Origin of the sequence: Nocardia sp. NPDC057455 (assembly GCF_042802775.1) — a bacterium.
Classification (GTDB): Bacteria; Actinomycetota; Actinomycetes; order Mycobacteriales; family Mycobacteriaceae; genus Nocardia.
On sequence record NZ_JBHVDM010000006.1, the window covers coordinates 19288 to 35473 of the forward strand.

12 protein-coding genes are annotated in these 16186 nt (G+C 66.4%); 7 read left to right on the forward strand and 5 right to left on the reverse strand.

Translation table 11 applies throughout. From position 1 onward, the window contains the following. Positions 1-53: 53 nt before the first annotated feature. The 5 genes from ACFU5M_RS03830 (at position 54) to ACFU5M_RS03850 (ending at position 5163) form a co-directional block, all read left to right on the forward strand. Positions 54-1253: a hypothetical protein gene (locus ACFU5M_RS03830; protein ID WP_379043225.1), complete on the forward strand. Its 1200-nt coding sequence runs from the start codon at positions 54-56 to the stop codon at positions 1251-1253. Continuing rightward, positions 1250-2479, forward strand: a complete 1230-nt coding sequence (locus ACFU5M_RS03835; protein ID WP_379043228.1) for a hypothetical protein — start codon at positions 1250-1252, stop codon at positions 2477-2479. Before ACFU5M_RS03830 ends, ACFU5M_RS03835 begins: the two co-directional genes overlap by 4 nt. 31 nt (positions 2480-2510) lie before the next feature. Further along, complete coding sequence (locus ACFU5M_RS03840) at positions 2511-4097, forward strand: protein kinase (RefSeq protein ID WP_379043231.1); 1587 nt, start codon at positions 2511-2513, stop codon at positions 4095-4097. A 409-nt stretch (positions 4098-4506) separates the two neighbouring features. Further along, on the forward strand, positions 4507-4824 hold the full coding sequence (locus ACFU5M_RS03845) for a WXG100 family type VII secretion target (RefSeq protein ID WP_039795679.1): 318 nt from the start codon (positions 4507-4509) through the stop codon (positions 4822-4824). A gap of 36 nt (positions 4825-4860) precedes the next feature. Next, the gene (locus ACFU5M_RS03850) at positions 4861-5163 is read left to right on the forward strand and encodes a WXG100 family type VII secretion target (RefSeq protein ID WP_379043234.1); all 303 of its coding nucleotides are present in this window, start codon (positions 4861-4863) and stop codon (positions 5161-5163) included. Positions 5164-5283: 120 nt separating this feature from the next. On the opposite strand, the gene ACFU5M_RS03855 is transcribed toward ACFU5M_RS03850, so the two are convergent. Both ACFU5M_RS03855 and eccCa read right to left on the reverse strand, forming a co-directional pair. After that, entirely contained in the window at positions 5284-6720 is a 1437-nt protein-coding gene (locus ACFU5M_RS03855; protein ID WP_379043237.1) for a type VII secretion-associated protein, read from the reverse strand. Beyond that, complete coding sequence (gene eccCa, locus ACFU5M_RS03860; RefSeq protein ID WP_379043240.1) at positions 6720-10751, reverse strand: type VII secretion protein EccCa; 4032 nt, start codon at positions 10749-10751, stop codon at positions 6720-6722. The genes ACFU5M_RS03855 and eccCa overlap by 1 nt, the downstream gene beginning before the upstream one ends. A 170-nt stretch (positions 10752-10921) precedes the next feature. On the opposite strand from eccCa, the gene eccD reads away from it, so the two are divergent. Together eccD and mycP are read left to right on the forward strand one after the other, a co-directional pair. Further along, the gene (gene eccD / locus ACFU5M_RS03865) at positions 10922-12388 is read left to right on the forward strand and encodes a type VII secretion integral membrane protein EccD (RefSeq protein ID WP_379043243.1); all 1467 of its coding nucleotides are present in this window, start codon (positions 10922-10924) and stop codon (positions 12386-12388) included. Between the two features lie 41 nt (positions 12389-12429). Further along, positions 12430-13794: a type VII secretion-associated serine protease mycosin gene (mycP, locus tag ACFU5M_RS03870; RefSeq protein ID WP_379043247.1), complete on the forward strand. Its 1365-nt coding sequence runs from the start codon at positions 12430-12432 to the stop codon at positions 13792-13794. Positions 13795-13977: 183 nt separating this feature from the next. Here mycP and ACFU5M_RS03875 read toward each other — a convergent pair whose 3' ends face one another. From ACFU5M_RS03875 to eccB, 3 genes are all read right to left on the reverse strand, one after another. Further along, positions 13978-14184 (reverse strand): hypothetical protein, encoded by a 207-nt coding sequence (locus tag ACFU5M_RS03875; RefSeq protein ID WP_379043250.1) that lies wholly within the window; start codon positions 14182-14184, stop codon positions 13978-13980. A 149-nt stretch (positions 14185-14333) separates the two neighbouring features. Next, positions 14334-14570: a hypothetical protein gene (locus ACFU5M_RS03880; protein ID WP_379043253.1), complete on the reverse strand. Its 237-nt coding sequence runs from the start codon at positions 14568-14570 to the stop codon at positions 14334-14336. Between the two features lie 93 nt (positions 14571-14663). After that, positions 14664-16148 (reverse strand): type VII secretion protein EccB, encoded by a 1485-nt coding sequence (gene eccB, locus ACFU5M_RS03885; RefSeq protein ID WP_379043256.1) that lies wholly within the window; start codon positions 16146-16148, stop codon positions 14664-14666. Between the last annotated feature and the right edge of the window lie 38 nt (positions 16149-16186).

The following is a 16186-nucleotide window of genomic DNA, read 5'->3' on the forward strand; positions in this document are numbered from 1 at the left end:
AGGATCCGGCGCAACTACCGCAGTCAGGGGAGGGAAGAGTGCAGCACGGCGCTATGTCCAGATCGATTCGAACCGCCTGTGCCTTGATGCTGGCAGGCGCCGTCGCCTTGGGCGGCGGCGCGTGCGACGGCTCAGAGGCCGCGACCGAGCAGCCCGCGCAGCCCGTCGATCTGGCGCAGCTCGACGTGGGCAATTACCCGACGACGCCACGTGCGCACGCGTCGGCGAAGAATCCCGAGCAGGCGCGCATGATCGAGGCGGAGCGGCTGGCGAACTTCGTCCCGCTGTCGTCGGATATCGACCCGGCGTTCGTCTCGGCGAATCCGTCCATCGCCAAGGTGTTCATCGACCCGAAGGGCTCGCTCGGACGCATCATGCAGGTCTCCCGGTTCGCGGAGGCCGCACCGGATTTCGTCGCCGGATTCCTCAGTAGCGCGGGCAGCGCCCCGGACAACCGCGGCACCGACCTGGTCAACGCCGTGCTGATCTTCCCGGACGAGCAGAAGGCGGCCGCGGCCGCGGCGAACCTGGAACGCGTCGACTTCGAAGCCAACAACCGGAACACACCTGTGCAGATCCCCAAGTACCCGACCGCCCACGCCCATTGGCAGCCGCAGGAACAGTCGATCGGGTCGTGGTTCGCCACCGGCAAATTCGTCGTCTACACCTGGGTCTTCGACTACGTGAAGATCTATTTGGAGAAAGTCGACCCGCCACAGCTGCTCGCCCTGGTCGAAAAGAGCCTCGACATCGTCGTCCCGGCGATCAGCCGGTTCACTCCGACCCCCGTCGACCAGCTGATGACATCGCCGATCGATATGGACGGCATGCTCAACCGAGCTCTGCCGCGGCCGCGGGAAGACTCGTGGATCGACCCGCCGGGTGCGTACACCGGCGTCGGCGCCCTACACTTCACCACCGATTCGGCCGAGGACCGCAGGATCATCGAAGCGGCGGGGGTCGATCGGTATGCCACCGACGGGACCGATCTGTTCCGCACGCGCGACGCCGACGCCGCGGTCCAGCTGCGCGAGCAGCGCGGCGGGCTGTCGAAGAAATTCCGCGCGGTCGAGTCGCCGAAAGGCCTGCCCGTCGCGCACTGCAAGGAGTACATCGGCAACAAGACGGTGGTCGTCCGGTTCTACTGCTCGGTGGCCTACGACCGCTACGCGGCGTTCGCGTGGTCGCATCAGCTGCTCGACGCGCAACAACGCATCTCCGCCCAGTACGCATTGTTGGTGAATGCCGCATGACGAAATTCCGCACCGCCGCCACCGCGCTCGCGTGCACGGTGGCCGCCGCGATCCTCACCGGCTGCGGTTCGACGACGGCGGGAACCGCGCAACCGGGTGAGATCGATATTCGCGGTCTCGACACCGGCAACTACCCCACCGAGCCGCCGAACGCGCACGACGACGACTACCTGCCGCTGTTCATCGACATGAACAAGGTCGCCGCGATGCGGCTGGCCGATCACGTCGCGTCGGCCTACGACATCGACCCCAGGATGAAGTACAGCTGGACGCCCTCCAGCATCAGCCAAGGGACGCTGCCCAGCGAACTGGGTCGCCCGGAAGACCTGAGGCCGGTCGCGGAACGGAACCGCATGATGTTCGGGTTCCACACCAACGGCTCGGATCAGGACATCAGCCTGATCGCCTCGGGGTGGCCGACCAAGCCCCGGCCCAATTCCACGACGGTCGGCACGATCGTCATGCAGTTCCCCGACCCGGAGCGCGCCCGGCAGGCCGCGACCGAGTTCCACGACGCCGATTTCGGCGCCTACCGCGATCAGAACGAGCCGGTCACCCTGCCGCGGCAGCCACAGGCGCGAGCGCACTGGCGCCCCGGCTCGCCTTTCCTGCGCACGATCCTCGCGCACGGCTCCTACGTGGTGGCGTTCCTCGTCTCGGCCAACGCTCCCGACCGCAGCGCCCTCGTCGCGTTGGCGGAGAAGGCGTATGACGTTCAGCTGCCACTGCTCGACCAACTGGCCCCGCTGACCGAAGAAGAGATGCTGCGGTTGCCCTGGGACCCCGACCATCTGCTGAGCCGCACCCTGAATCCGTCCAAGGTCCAGTCCCCGAGTTACGACGATTCGCACGCGCTGTTCGGTCTGCGCGGAATCATGCAATACACCGAAGACCTCGATTACGCGAAACAACGTTTCACGGCGATGGGCGCGGAGAAATTCGCGGCCTCCGGCGGCACATTGGTGATCCGCACCGCGAGCGCGGAGACGGCGCGGCGGGTTGTCGCGGAACGCATCACCCCGACCGTGGTTGCCCGTCCGGCCGATCCACCACAGCATCTGCCCGATTCGGTATGTGTGGAGAACCGGTCCGGACTCTTCGACGACCGGCGATTCACCTGTGTCGTCGCGTACAAAGAATACGTCGGATTCGTCGCGGCGAATCAACTGCTGGACGCCCAGCAGCGCGCTGCCGCACAGTATTCCGTTTTCGCGAACAGTCGATAATGCCGCACTTTCGTCACGAATCGGTTCGAGTATGCTGCGGGGCGAACGCCAGCGGCCCGCGTGGAGTCAGGAGATCGTGAAGATGGCGATGAGCCCGGGGACCATCGTCGGCGGGTACCGCATCCTGCGGGTGCTCGGCGCGGGCGGCATGGGCACGGTATATCTGGCCAAACATCCCAGCCTGCCCAGAACCGACGCGCTGAAGGTGCTCGGCGGCGAACTCAGCCGCGACTACGAGTTCCGCACCCGTTTCGAACGCGAAGCCAATCTCGCCGCCGGGCTCGACCATCCGAACATCGTGTCGGTCTACAACCGTGGCGAAGAACAAGGCCAACTGTGGATCGCGATGCAATACGTGGACGGTACCGATGCTGCCGCCGAACTGGCCCGTGACCCGCACGCGATGAATCCGCTGCGGGCCCTGCGTATTATCACCGAGGTCGGCAAAGGGCTCGATTACGCGCACCGCAAGGGCCTGCTGCACCGCGATGTCAAGCCGGCCAATTTCTTGCTTTCCTCCCCCGCCGACGGAGAAGACGAACGCATCCTGCTCACTGATTTCGGCGTCGCCAAATCCAATGACGACACCACCGAACTCACCCAGACCGGTAGTTTCGTCGCCACCATCGCCTACGCCCCGCCCGAGCAGCTCACCGGCAGCCCGCTCGACCACCGCGCCGATATCTACAGCCTCGCGTGCTCGTTCTTCAAACTGCTCACCGGACGCAACCCTTACCCGGGAACGCAACCCGCGCTGGTGATGATGGGCCATCTCCACGAGGCCCCGCCGCTGGCCACCGCGGTCAACGCCGGTCTTCCGCCCGCCATCGACCACGTCTTCGCCCGGGCCATGGCGAAGAACCCGGCCGAACGATTCCACAGCTGCCGCGAATTCACCGACGCTGCCGCCAGCGCTCTCACTCCCGGCTACAACCCCGTCGCCACCAACACTTCCCCCACCTATCCGGTCCAGGTCTTCGATCCACGACCGGGGACCGATCCCCGCGTCGCCGTCGCCGGGCAGGTGAGCGCCCCCGCATCACCACCGCGCAAGAACTGGCTGCTCGCCGCGGCCGCCGGCATCGTGACCGTCGCCCTGGCCGCGGGAATCGGCATCTGGGCTCTGAACCGGGACGACGCCGCACCCGCACCTGCGGTCGCCACGCCGAGCAGCGCAGCCGCCCTGACACCGCTGGACCGCGCGCGGGCGGACAATCCGGCGTTCCGGGGCAAGACGATCACGATGGTGGACGTACCGCGCGGCTCGCAGGTCTCGATCTTCCTGGGCGGCACCGCGCAGACGAAATTCCTGGAAGATCTCGGGTTCGTCTACAACCTCAACTACGCACGCCAAGGCGACGAGACGTCGACTCGGGAACTGACCGGCTCCACCAGGCTGGAGGTCGCGGCGGACGGCTACGTGCTGGCCGTGCGCAGTGACGAGAAGGCCGGTGGCGGAGGCTTACTCGGCCTTCCCTACCAAGTGGCGGGCACGCGCGCCACGGTGATTCCGCTGGACGATCCCGCGGCCGTCGCCGCGGTCCGCAATTGGAGTGAATCGTCCGAACAGACATTGCTCGACCGTCTGGTACCGGTGTTGCGCAATCGGGTGAAGTGATTCGGTCACGTCCGCTGAAGCGAAGGCTTCGTAGGCTTTTCGAGTTCTGGGACCGCTGATTCTCGCCAATCTGCTGGTAGCGGCGAACTTAGGCGTTCGGTAAGGTGTACCGCAGCCAGCCCACTCGCCGATCATTACAGCAGCGAGCAGGGGGAAGGAGGGGAGCCGAGCGCTGGCGTTACAAGTCATGCAGACCCGGATTGCGTCGTGGTCTTCCGAGCAGGCCCGTACGCGGCCGCCGAAATCACCGACCAGCCGGGCCGAAGGGCGCACGGCCCTGATCCCGTGGGGCGATGCCGAACTTTTTCGAGTCGGATGGAACCGATCAGAGCCACACCGCGTCCAACCAGATGTACAGGCCAACTGAGGCTTCCGCCCTTGGCCGAGACGGGAACCGAAAGGAGCCGAAATGGCAGGACAGCTCGAAGCGAGTGAAGAGGCGATCTCGAAGTTTGTGGACAACTGCCGGCAGCGGCACCAGGATCTGCAGACCGCGATCACCGCACTGAACAGCAAGTCGGATCAGACCACCGCCACCTGGAGCGGTGCGGCGCGTCAGGCGTTCGACACCTTCATGGACAGCTACTTCGCCCAGGCGCGGAAGCTGAACGACCAGCTGGATCAGACGTCGGACAAGCTCGCCCACGCTGGACGGAAGTTCGCCGATCAGGACCAGCAATTCGCCCAGCAGGTGGCCGCGCAGGCCTCCAGCCTGGACCTCCCCTGATCCGATAGCCGTACCACAGACAACAAGGAGCTCCACATGGTAGCGAACGATCCCGGTCGGATTGCCTCCAACTTCGGCGAGGTCGAGGCGGGCGCCCAGGCCATCGTGTCCGAGGCACGCAGCGTCATGACCATGCTCGAGGATTTCCACAAGCAGGTCACCGACTTCGTGACGAACAACTGGAAGGGTGACGCGAACGACGCGTTCGCCTCGCTGCAGGCCCAGTGGAACACACAGGTCACGCAGCTGAACACCACGCTGGAAAGCGCGGGCAGGATGGTCAGCAGCGGCAACTCCGACCTGCAGGGCACCGACACCTCGCTGGCGGGCCTCTTCTGAGATCCCGTCTCGGCTGATTCGAGCCCCCGGTACTTCGGTGCCGGGGGCTCGAAGCTTGCTGCGCCTCGAAGCTTGCTGCGCTGAGAAATGTTCGATGACATGCCGCGCTACCGCGCAGAATCACGGGACGACGCGGACCGTGTCCCCGAAGTGCGAGCACGGGGCCTCCAATTGACCCCACTCGTCTTCCATGTACTGGCAGCCGATGCTGATCTGAATCCCGAACTCCAGCAGAACATGCCAGTGAACGGTTGATCCGTCCCCTGGATGTTCCAGGTAGGCCAGGCCGGAACGGCCACCGAACATGACATCACGCCGCAAGTCGGTCAACACCCCCGGCGGACGCTGGGCCATCTGTGTCTCCAGCTTCGCCGCGACCTGCGCATAACTGGACGACGCCGTCAGCGGTGCCTGCATCACCGTGATTCGCTGTCGAGCACCGGTTTCGGGGACCAGATCGAGCCGAGCACGTCCGGTATCGGGCGATTGCGTGACGCGCCAGCCAGGGGGAACGCGAAAGCGAATACGGCCGAATGCTTCCGGTGGGGCCTCATCCGGTGGCCCGATCGGCGGGGGTGCGGCGGTCGGCGGTGTCACTCTCGTACCGGGGGCCGCTGCCGTCCCTTCACCTCCGCGACCGGACACGAGGACCGCGCCGACGACTATCAGAGCGACGACCACCAAGGCCGCGACCGCGATGACCGCGAAACGCGTTCTGTCATTTCGGGGCTGCTGGGCAGCGGCGCGTTCCCGGAGCGATTGCATCCACTCGGTGGGCGCGGTCGACACTTCTCGCCGATCGCCAGGCTCACCCAGAGGAGCCCGGACGAGATCGGCACCGGCGATCGTCCGTAACTCGACCTCGGCGCCCGCCGTCTGATCGATCGCGGCACGGAGCAGGTCGAGCTTCGCGGGGTCGGCGACAGCGACCACCTGCACGAGTTCGATCGGACCACTGTCGAGCAACCGAGCGATCAGGCTGCACAAACCGGCGTATGCCGGTGATTCCGCGGTGATTTCGGCCAACGCGAGGGTCGGCTCGTATTCACAGGATTCGACATGCACGCCGCGATGGCTTCGGATGACCGCTGACGCCGTGGTGGCCAACGTTCCGAACTCCAGTACCAGTGTTCGCCGACTGTGGCTGGTGCCCTCGTCCGACGCGACCGAACGCACCGCGATGTCCTCGAACACGACATCCGAGGCGTACCGCCGGGCCGCCTTATCGAGCACGCCGCGACGGCCGGCGCCCCACTCGGTGGGGCAGATCAATGTCATCCGGGCACACGGGGCCGAGACACGAAGATTCTCGAGCACACCTGCGAAGACGGCGCCCATCGCATCCACCATCGAAGGCGCGCGTGGCGGCAGGGCTATGGCGTCGGCGGGCACGAACTGGATCACCGATCCGACCTGGGTGGGCGGCGTCAGCGGTTGCCCCACCACCAGATCGAAGTCATTGCTGCCCAGAACGACCGAGGGCGGCATGTCCCAGTGCGTGTCGGCGCCACGCGCCCACATACGCTCTTCCGTGACGACGAGCTCGACCTCGGACATCAGGGCGACGGCATCCACGCCGTCTGCACCAAGCCCTCCATGTTCCGGGTGACGTAGGTACCTCGGCCCGGTGGCATCGGGCTCGGCCGCTTCGTGCCCATCAGAACACCTTCGTCCTTGCTGCAGCTCAGGATGAGACCCGCCGAGCCCAGGTCCCGCATCCTGGCCAGCGTCGCCTCGAACATCGCCCTGCTCGCACCACCCGAACGCCGGGCGATGATCACGTGGAAGCCGAGGTCCCTGGCATGGGGCAAGTGCTCGAGCAGCGCTTGAACCGGGTTGCCCGCGGAGGTGGCGACCAAGTCGTAGTCATCGATGATGACGTACAGTTCCGGTCCGCTCCACCACGAGCGATCCCGCAACTGCTGCGGCGTGACATCCGAGCCCGGTGTGCGCTTGCTGACGTAGGCGGCCAGGTCGTTCATGTTCTGGGTGAACTGGGGCGCCGTGGAGCCGTAACCCGCGAGGTACCCCTCCGGCACGAGTCCGAGCATGCCGCGCCGGTAGTCGCCGAGAATGAAGCGTGCCTTGTCAGGGGTATTGGACGCGGCGATGCCCTCGATCAGCGAGCGCAGCAGCGTCGTCTTCCCCGATTCGGTGTCACCGATGATGATGAAGTGGGGGCTCTCCGCGAAGTCGATGTATACCGGCGCCAGCTCGGCTTCGTTGATGCCGAACGGGATTCGCAGGCACTTCGCGTTCGGGTCGACCTGCGACGGCCAATCGCCCGCCAGATACAGCAGTTGTTCACGCGAAAGCTGTTCGGGCAGCATGCGCACCTGCGGAGCATGACGGCCCGGCGTCAGCCTGGCGATGGTGGCGACCGCGTCCGCGACGGCCTGGGTGAGGTTGGTCGGGTCGGGGCTGCCGTCGATGCGGGGCAGGCCGGTCAGCATGTGCAGGCACTCGGGGGTCATACCGCGGCCCGGCCGCCCCTGCGGAACCAGCGAGGCGAACTTGCGACCCAGATCGGAGTCCATCGGATCACCGAGGCGCAGCTCGATCCTGGTGCCGATCTGGTCCTTCAGCGCGGGCCGCGCCTCCGCCCAGCGGTTCAGCGCGATGATCACGTGCACGCCGTAGGACAGACCCTGCACGGCGAGGTTCATGATGGTCTGCTCGAGCATCTCGAAGTCCTGGCGGATCGAACTGAAGCCGTCGATCACCAGGAACACGTCGCCGAACGGATCCTCGTGCGCGCCCGCGGCGCCCGGACTACTGGCCGGGTCCATCGCGCGCAGTCTGCGGAAATCCGTCATAGATTCGATGCCGAGCTGCCGGAAGCGCGCCTCGCGCTGCCGGACGATGGTGGTCATCTCCGCGACGGTGCGCCGCACCTGGTCCTCGTCCAACCGGCTGGCGACCGAGCCGACATGCGGCAACCCTTGCAGGCTGGACATGGTGCCGCCACCGAAGTCGAGGCAGTAGAACTGCACCTGCTCGGCGGTGTGCGTCAACGACATCGCCATGATGAGGGTGCGCAACGCCGTCGATTTACCGGACTGCGGACCGCCGACGACGGCGACATTGCCGCGGGCGCCGGACAGGTCGATGACCATCGGGTCACGGCGCTGGTCGTAGGGCCGGTCGACGATGCCGATCGGGGCACGCAGCGTGGACACCGCGGAGTACTCGCCGGTGAGGATCGAGCGCGGGAGGAGCTGGTCGAGCGTCGGCGCCTCGTCCAGCGGCGGCAACCAGATCTCGTGCGCCGGGCGGCCGTGACCGCGGATCCGGGAGACCAGCATGTTCAGGTTGGACAGCTGCTCGCTGTCCTCGTCCTGCTCCGGCTCGAGGCTCGGTTCGGGCGGCAGCGGCATGCGATCCGCCGCGCGGAAGTCGACATGGGTCGCGGTGAACGGCCTTGCCTTGACATCGATCTCGCCGGATTGCGTGGCCACGATCATGTCGCGCTGCGAGCCACCGCCGACGTACTGGCCGGAGACATAGGAAGCCTGGAAGCGCTGGATCTCGCCGGAGTCCGCCTTCAGGTAGCCGCCACCGGGGTTGTTCGGCAGGTTGTAGGCATCCGGCACACCGAGCACCTGACGGGACTCGTTGGCGGAGAACGTCTTCAGGCCGATGCGGTAGGACAGGTGGGCCTCCAGGCCCTTGAGCTTTCCTTCTTCCAGGCGCTGCGAAGCGAGCAGCAGATGCACGTGCAGCGAGCGGCCGAGGCGGCCGATCATGACGAACAGCTCGGCGAAATCCGGGTGCTGGGTGAGCAGTTCGGAGAACTCGTCGAGCACCACGAACAGGGCGGGCAGTGGATCCAGGTCGGCGCCGGCGGCCCTGGCCTTCTCGTACTCGGAGACATTGGCGAAGTTGCCCGCGCCACGCAGCACTTCCTGGCGGCGATTCATCTCACCGGCCAGGGCGTCCTTCATGCGGTCGACGAGGTCGGCCTCTTCCTCCAGGTTGGTGATGACGGCGGCGACGTGCGGGACCCCCTCCAAGCCGAGGAACGTCGCGCCGCCTTTGAAGTCGACCAGCACCAGGTTCAACTGGTCGGGTGAGTGGGTGGCCAGCAGACTGAGCACGAGGGTGCGCAGGAATTCCGATTTACCGGAACCGGTGGCGCCGATGCACAATCCGTGCGGGCCCATGCCGTTCTCGGCGGCCTCCTTGATGTCCAGTTCCACCGGAAGGCCGTCGGCGCCCACCCCGAACGGCACGCGCAGGCGTTCCCGTCCGTAGCGCGGCCGCCAGGCGTGCTCCGGGTTGAACGCGCCGATGTCGCCGAGACCCATCAGCTGGCTCCAGGTCGAGATCACCTCGGAGTCATCTGTTTCCACGTCGCTGCTGCGCTGCGTGGCCGCACGGTAGGGCGCGAGCCTGCGCGCCACCTGCTGCGCCTGCTCGGGACTGATCCGGTCGATCAGTGCGAAGCGCTCCTGATTGCCGGTGGCGCCACGGCCGACGCACTCGCCGTTCTCGACGATCATCTTGATGCCGCGCGACACCGCCAAGCGCGGGGCGTAGCCGCACAGGTCGATGATGGTGACGCCCTCATAGCCGGACTCGCGCAGCTGATCGTCCTCGGCTTCGAGCAGACCGCCGTCGACCACGAAGACGATGTGCACCATGTTCGCGTTGGCGGGCTGGTTGCGCGAGTACCGGACCCGATTGCCGAGCAACGGATGCAACCCGGCCATGGCCTCCCGGATCGAGCCGTAGAACATGCGCTGGGTGCCGATGCCGTCCTGCGCGTCGGGATGCTGGGTGTGCGGGAGCCACTTGGTCCACGCCCACTCCGGCGCGGTGTCCGGTCCGCAGACGACCGCGACGAGCACCTGGTCCGGCGCCTGGAACATGCACAGCTGCACCAGCATCGCGCGGGTCATGTCGCGCGCCTGGGCACGGTCGCCGTCCAGCGCGATGGTGGCGAAGCCCTTGACCGCGATGGCGGTCGGCAGGTCGGGCACGGTCGAATGGGCGCGCACGAAGCGGCGCAGCGAGACGGCGGCGATCGGCTCGAGCTCCTCGACCGGGCCGGTCTCGGGAGCGACCAGCCTGGTGGCCAGGCGCTGCCCGCCGAGACCGATGCGAGCGTGGCAGAAGTCCTTGTCCCCCGCACGTCGTTCCCACATGCGGCTGGTGCCGGCGAGCATCCAGACCAGTCCCGGTTCCGGATGGCTCCATTCGACGGAAGCCCGCTGCTGCGAGGCGGTCTCGTCGACGTCCTTACGAACCTGGTCGAGGTAACGCAGGTAATCCTTGCGATCCTCGTTCGCCTCGGCGGCCTTCTGTCCCTTGCCCCCACCCTGACCGGCGAACATGCCGACCATCGAGAACATCATCATGAGCGGGAACATCATGCTCATCGGATTGGAGGCGATACCGCCGCCCTGGGTGAACAGCAAGGCCATCATGCCGACCATGCCGATCACCATCACGACCGGCATGAGCTTCATGACGAGGTTTCCCGGTGTGACCCGGGGGATTTCGGGCGGGGGCTGCAGCGTGACCTCGCCACCGGGTGTTCGAGGCATCTCGCGGCGCGCACGGCGCTGGAAGCGGACAGTGCTCATCGACGAGATTCCCCCTTCGGCCAGCTGTGATCCGGCCTCAGTGTAGAGGTCACAGCCGACATGTCGTACAGTTCGACCAGCATTCTGCTGCCCGGACCGTGGGTTCGCAAGCTCGCCCCCGGCCTGCGGGGCCGCGGAATCACGAGGTAGAAGACCGAGTTGGGGGAAGCTTGACGCACGCGCGACTTGACCACATCGACGAAGAATCCTCGCGCGGGATCGTCCGCGCTCCCGACCTCGCCCGGGTGACGATTCTGGCCAAGCACACTCAGGTCGACATGGCCATACCGGTCGACGTGCCGGTCGCGCTGGTGATTCCGAGTGTGGTCGACATGGTCGCCCAGCACAGCCGCAGCAACGATTTCGACAACGAGGGCGAGCGTTACGAACCCGCGGAATGGGTGCTCGCCCGAATCGGCCATCCGCCGTTCTCCAATTCGCTCAGCCTCGGCGAGCACGGCGTCCGCGACGGCGAATTGCTGATGCTGGAAAGCGCCTCGCACACCGCGCCGACACCGCTGTTCGACGACATCATGTACAACGTCGCGATCGCCGACACCGACCACTACCGCAGCTGGACTCCTCGGATCGCGCGGATCACCGGCTCGGTGCTCGCGGCGATCACCATGATCGTCGGCTGCCTGGGCCTGCTGTTGTCCCCCGGCTCGCTGCCGATCGGGGTCGGCGGCTCGATCGCCTTGGTGATCGCGATTCTCCTCGTCGTGAGCGCGATGGTGCTGAGCAGGATGTACGGCGATACCGGCACCGCGCTGGTGCTCGGCGGCTGCGCACTGCCCCCGGCGTTCAGCGCGGGCATGCTTTTCGTGCCGGACGATTACGGCTGGGCGCACGTCCTGCTCGGCTCGGTCCTCGCGGGGGCGACGGCGATCCTGGCCTGGCGGGTGATCGGCGTCGGTCTCGCGTTGTTCATCGGCGTGGCCACGCTCGCGACGTACGCGGTGCCCGCGGCGCTGGTGGGCCTGCTCACCGACCAGCCGGAGCGCGCGATCGGCGCGGGCGCGGCGGCGCTCGGCCTCGGTGGGCTCTCCCTGGCGCCCCGGGTGTCCATGCTGTTGGCGAAACTGCCGCTGCCGCCGGTCCCTTCGCCGGGCACCCCCATCGATCCCACCGAGGACGACCCGGACGATCACCGCGCGCTGCCGACCATGGAGGCGCTGCGGGTGAAGTCGGAACACGCCCGCATGTACCTCGCCGGCCTGGTCGCGGCGACCACGCTGGTCACCGCCGCGGGCGCGCTCGCCGCCACCGACCCGGCGTCCGACGATCCGTACTGGCAGGGCATCGCCCTCGCACTGGTCTGCGCGGCGGTGCTGATGTTCCGCAGCCGCACCTACGCGGGCGCGGAGCAGGCCGTCGTGCTCATCGCCGGTGGCGCGGGCATCATGCTGATCATGCTGGTGGGCGCCGGTTTCGCGATGCACCAGCCGCTGGCCGTCTTCGGCGCGGCGATGGTGGTCTTGGTCGCGGCGCTGATCCTCGGCATCATCATCCCGAACCAGTCGGCCACCCCGCCGATGCGCCGCGGCGTCGAACTGCTCGAGTACACGTTCGTCGCCGCAGTGCTGCCGCTGGTCTTCTGGGTGACGGATCTCTACGCCCTCGTCCGCGGGCTGTGAACCGGGCGCTGCGCACCGGGGCGGCCGCCGCGGTGCTGTCTTTGAGCGTGTCGTTCGGAGTGGGTGCGAGTCAGGGCATCGCCTACGCCGATCGGCCACCACCGGTGGACCCAGGGCAACTGCCCGCAGGGGACCCCGCACGGCCACCGGACAAGACCGAGCGTCCGGGCAACACGCCTTGCTATTCGACCCAGCAGGGCGGCGACGGTCCGTCCGCTCCCACCCCACAGCGCTGGCTCGACCTGACCCACGCATGGGAGTTCTCCCGGGGCGAGGGCCAGCTCGTCGCGGTGATCGATACGGGCGTCGCTGCTCACCCCCGCCTGCCCGATCTGGAGGCGGGCGGCGACTTCGTGGCCGACGGCGGCGACGGGGTCAGCGAGGACTGCGATGCGCACGGCACCGTCGTTGCCGGGCTCATTGCCGCGAAGCCGCAGCCGGGACAGGGTTTCTCGGGTGTGGCACCCGAAGCGCGAATTCTGTCGATCCGCCAGACCAGCGCGCTGTACGACTACGCGAACCGGCAGGACAGGAAACCGGAAGATCCGCCCCGTGGGTACGGCAGGGTCGATGCACTCGCCGCCGCGATCAGGCGCGCCGCAGACCGGCGCGCTTCGGTCATCAACATCTCGCTCGTCTCCTGCATGCCCAATGGCGTGAGCTTCGGCGACGGAGCGGTCGGCGCCGCCGTGCGTTACGCCACCCTGGAAATGGACGCCGTCGTGGTGGCCGCCGCGGGCAATACCGATGACAAATGCAAGGCGAGTAATCCTGGGATCGATCCGCTGAATCCGACCGGTGATCCGTGGGACAACGTGACCACAAACGTCACGCCCGCCCGTTACGACGACTATGTCCTGTCCGTCGGTTCGATCGACCACAACGGCGCACCGTCGAGTTTCACCGTGCCGGGCCCGTGGGTCGGTGTGGCCGCACCGGGTGAGGACATCGTCTCGCTGGATCCGCGCGGAACCGGCACCATCACGGGAAAATACGACAATCAGAGCCTCGTACCGCTCAAGGGGACGAGCTTCGCCGCGCCGTATGTTTCCGGGGTCGTCGCCTTGGTCCGTGCTCGATTCCCCGAGCTCAGAGCGCTCGATGTGATCAAACGTATCCAAGCCACAGCACACGCCCCGGGCGAAGGCTGGAACCCTTATGTCGGTTACGGTGCGATCGATCCGGTGGCCGCGCTGACCGCCGAAGTGCCGAAGACACTTCCGCCGAAGCGACCCGCGGTGGCCCAGAGTGTGCAGTTGCAGGTCCCGTCACCACCCCCGCCGCCCGACAACCGCGCCCGCGACGTGGCGCTGATCGGCAGCGGCAGCGTCACAACCCTCCTGATCCTCGGCATGCTCGCATCGTTCCCGATCCGCCGCAGATTCAACGTCCGCGAGGACCAGTGAGAACTATCGAGCCACCTGCGATTCATCACAGCCGGACAGGTTGACCCCAACTGCAGATCATCCGACGACAGATCGCAGTTGGGATCAACCCTCCAGTCGACACGGGCTACAGCGATTGCGGCGTCCGAATTCCTCTCATCCGACGCCGCCATTTCAAGGACATGGCCATGCCGGCGTCCGGAACTACTCGCCGCTGTAATAAACGGTGATCGCAGGCCATACGCCATCGGAGGTGATCTCGTTGTGCAACAAGAGATCCTGGATGGACACCTCTCCGAGCTGCTCGATCGAATCCGCGACCGTACGAAGCAACTTCACAACGTCGCCCTGCCCTTGACCGGCCGGGTTCGATTGCGAGAAATGATTTATCCGATAGCGGACGTCTGCCATAACGCTTCTCCTGGATCGCAAACTGTACGAGACTCCGGACCAGCGAGAGGCAAGCCACCGGACATGATCAACGGCACATGGTTGCGTTGTTTCGCGACGACAGGTCGCGACCATGTGCCGTTGATCTTGGAACGCGGTGACCGTGCGGGCTACTGTCCCCGTGCGGGCTCCAGTTTGTAGTAGCCGTAGCCGTCTCCGACGCAGACCGCTTCCTTGCCGTACATCCGCCGGAAGCTGTCCTTGCCCGTTGTCATGCATTCCTTGTACGTCATACCGTGCTTGGTACGCATCGGTTCGGCGGTGGCGGCGGCGGTCGAGGTGGCGACAGTGCCGGCCACGATCGCGGCGGCGATACCGATTACCAGGGTGTACGCGGTGCGCTTCATTGGTGAATCCCTCCCTTAGCTGTGGCGAGACTCCCTCTCGCCGACTCGGAGGGTACCGTAATCGGCAATCCCGGTCGATTCGGGATCCGATTCTCAATTCTGGCTTTTGACAAGCTCTTTAGCCGGGCTCGCGTCCGGCGTCACGCCGTCATGGGCCACCATCGCGTCTTGGCGGCTCAGGCTCGGTCCGGAGGCGAGCAGGCCGAGGATGGGCCATGGAGCCAGTTCGGGTTGCTTCACTCCCGAATCCGTGCTCATGCCCAACGCTTTGACCGCCTCGGCATCCCTGATGCCGTAGCGGACACCGGTGTCGGCGACGTAGAACACGCTGTCCTTGCGCTGACTGTCCGGCTCGATGCCGGTGCCCTGTACGAACGCGCCGGAACCGGGCTTGAAGTACACCGAATCCACGTTGGGACCGTCACCGTCGGCCTGGGCCAGCGGCACCAGGCGAGCGTTCTCCGGCATCGGCAGACCGACGCCGGTGATCACCGAAAGCTCGGCATGATTGCCACCGCCGTTCTCCGCGGCAGGGATCGGCTTCCACGACAGACAGCTGGTCGGCCGATCCTTCATCTGTACGAGCGCGGGCGCGGTGGCCGGATACTCCTTCACCGGCAGCGCCGTCGAGATCGGCGAATTGCTCTTCTCGTACGGGTTGAACGTCGGATTGCGGCCCGCTCCGGGGTCGGAGTTGAGAATGATGTTGGCGGTCAGCTGGGAAATTTCCTGCCTGCCATCGTGCAGCACCACGTAATACTGCTTGGTCGCGCCATCCTGCACCACTTCACCGATTCTGTGGTCGCCGATGGTGTATCGGGGCTGCCCGCCTCGATCATCGATGTGTGGCACCTCGATCCGCTGTACCTCGGGAATCGCGTTGAGCAAACCCTCGCTGATCGGCCGCGGCGTCACGTTCCGGATGCCGAGCGCCTCGGTCACGGCGTTGGTGTTCATGTCGATCCGAGCGCGCTTGTTGTCGTAGATCAGGTAGGTGGCGTCCTTACCCCTGACGAGCAAGGCGTTGCCCGATTCCATCTCCGATGCCTTGGCCCCGAGTTCGACATCGCCGATGAGCACCGAGGTGGTGGTCTTGTTGGTGCCGTCGAGTTGCAGGGTGTCGCACACCGTCCAGGCCCGCCCCTTGCCCTCCTTGTCGAAGTGCAGCGACGCGGGAGCGCCTGGTATGCCGATCAATTGGCCGCGGGCCTTCTTCCCGAGCTCGGACTCCTTCACGGTGGCGGGCTTGGCCGCCTCGCCCACGGCCAGGCGGGCCGATGCGAGGTTGAGGGCCGGATGCACCACGTCATCGATCACCACGTAGACGGCGCCGGACTCCTTGCCGATCAGAATCTTGTTGTCGTCGCCGATCTTGCCCTGCGGACGCAGCAACGCGAGCACGCCGCATCCGGCCAAGACGACGCACGCCAAGATCAGGCCCGCCGCGTACGCGCGGGACTGGGAACGCATGGGATCGTGCAGCATTCGCACGTCCCGGCGCACCAAGGCGTGCTCCATCCGCCGGACCAGAAAGCGGTAGCCGCTCACCTGCCAGCGTGTGGTGGGTTTTGAAGGCATTATTCCTCCCCCGAACAGTGCTCACGTTCGCGGAACAC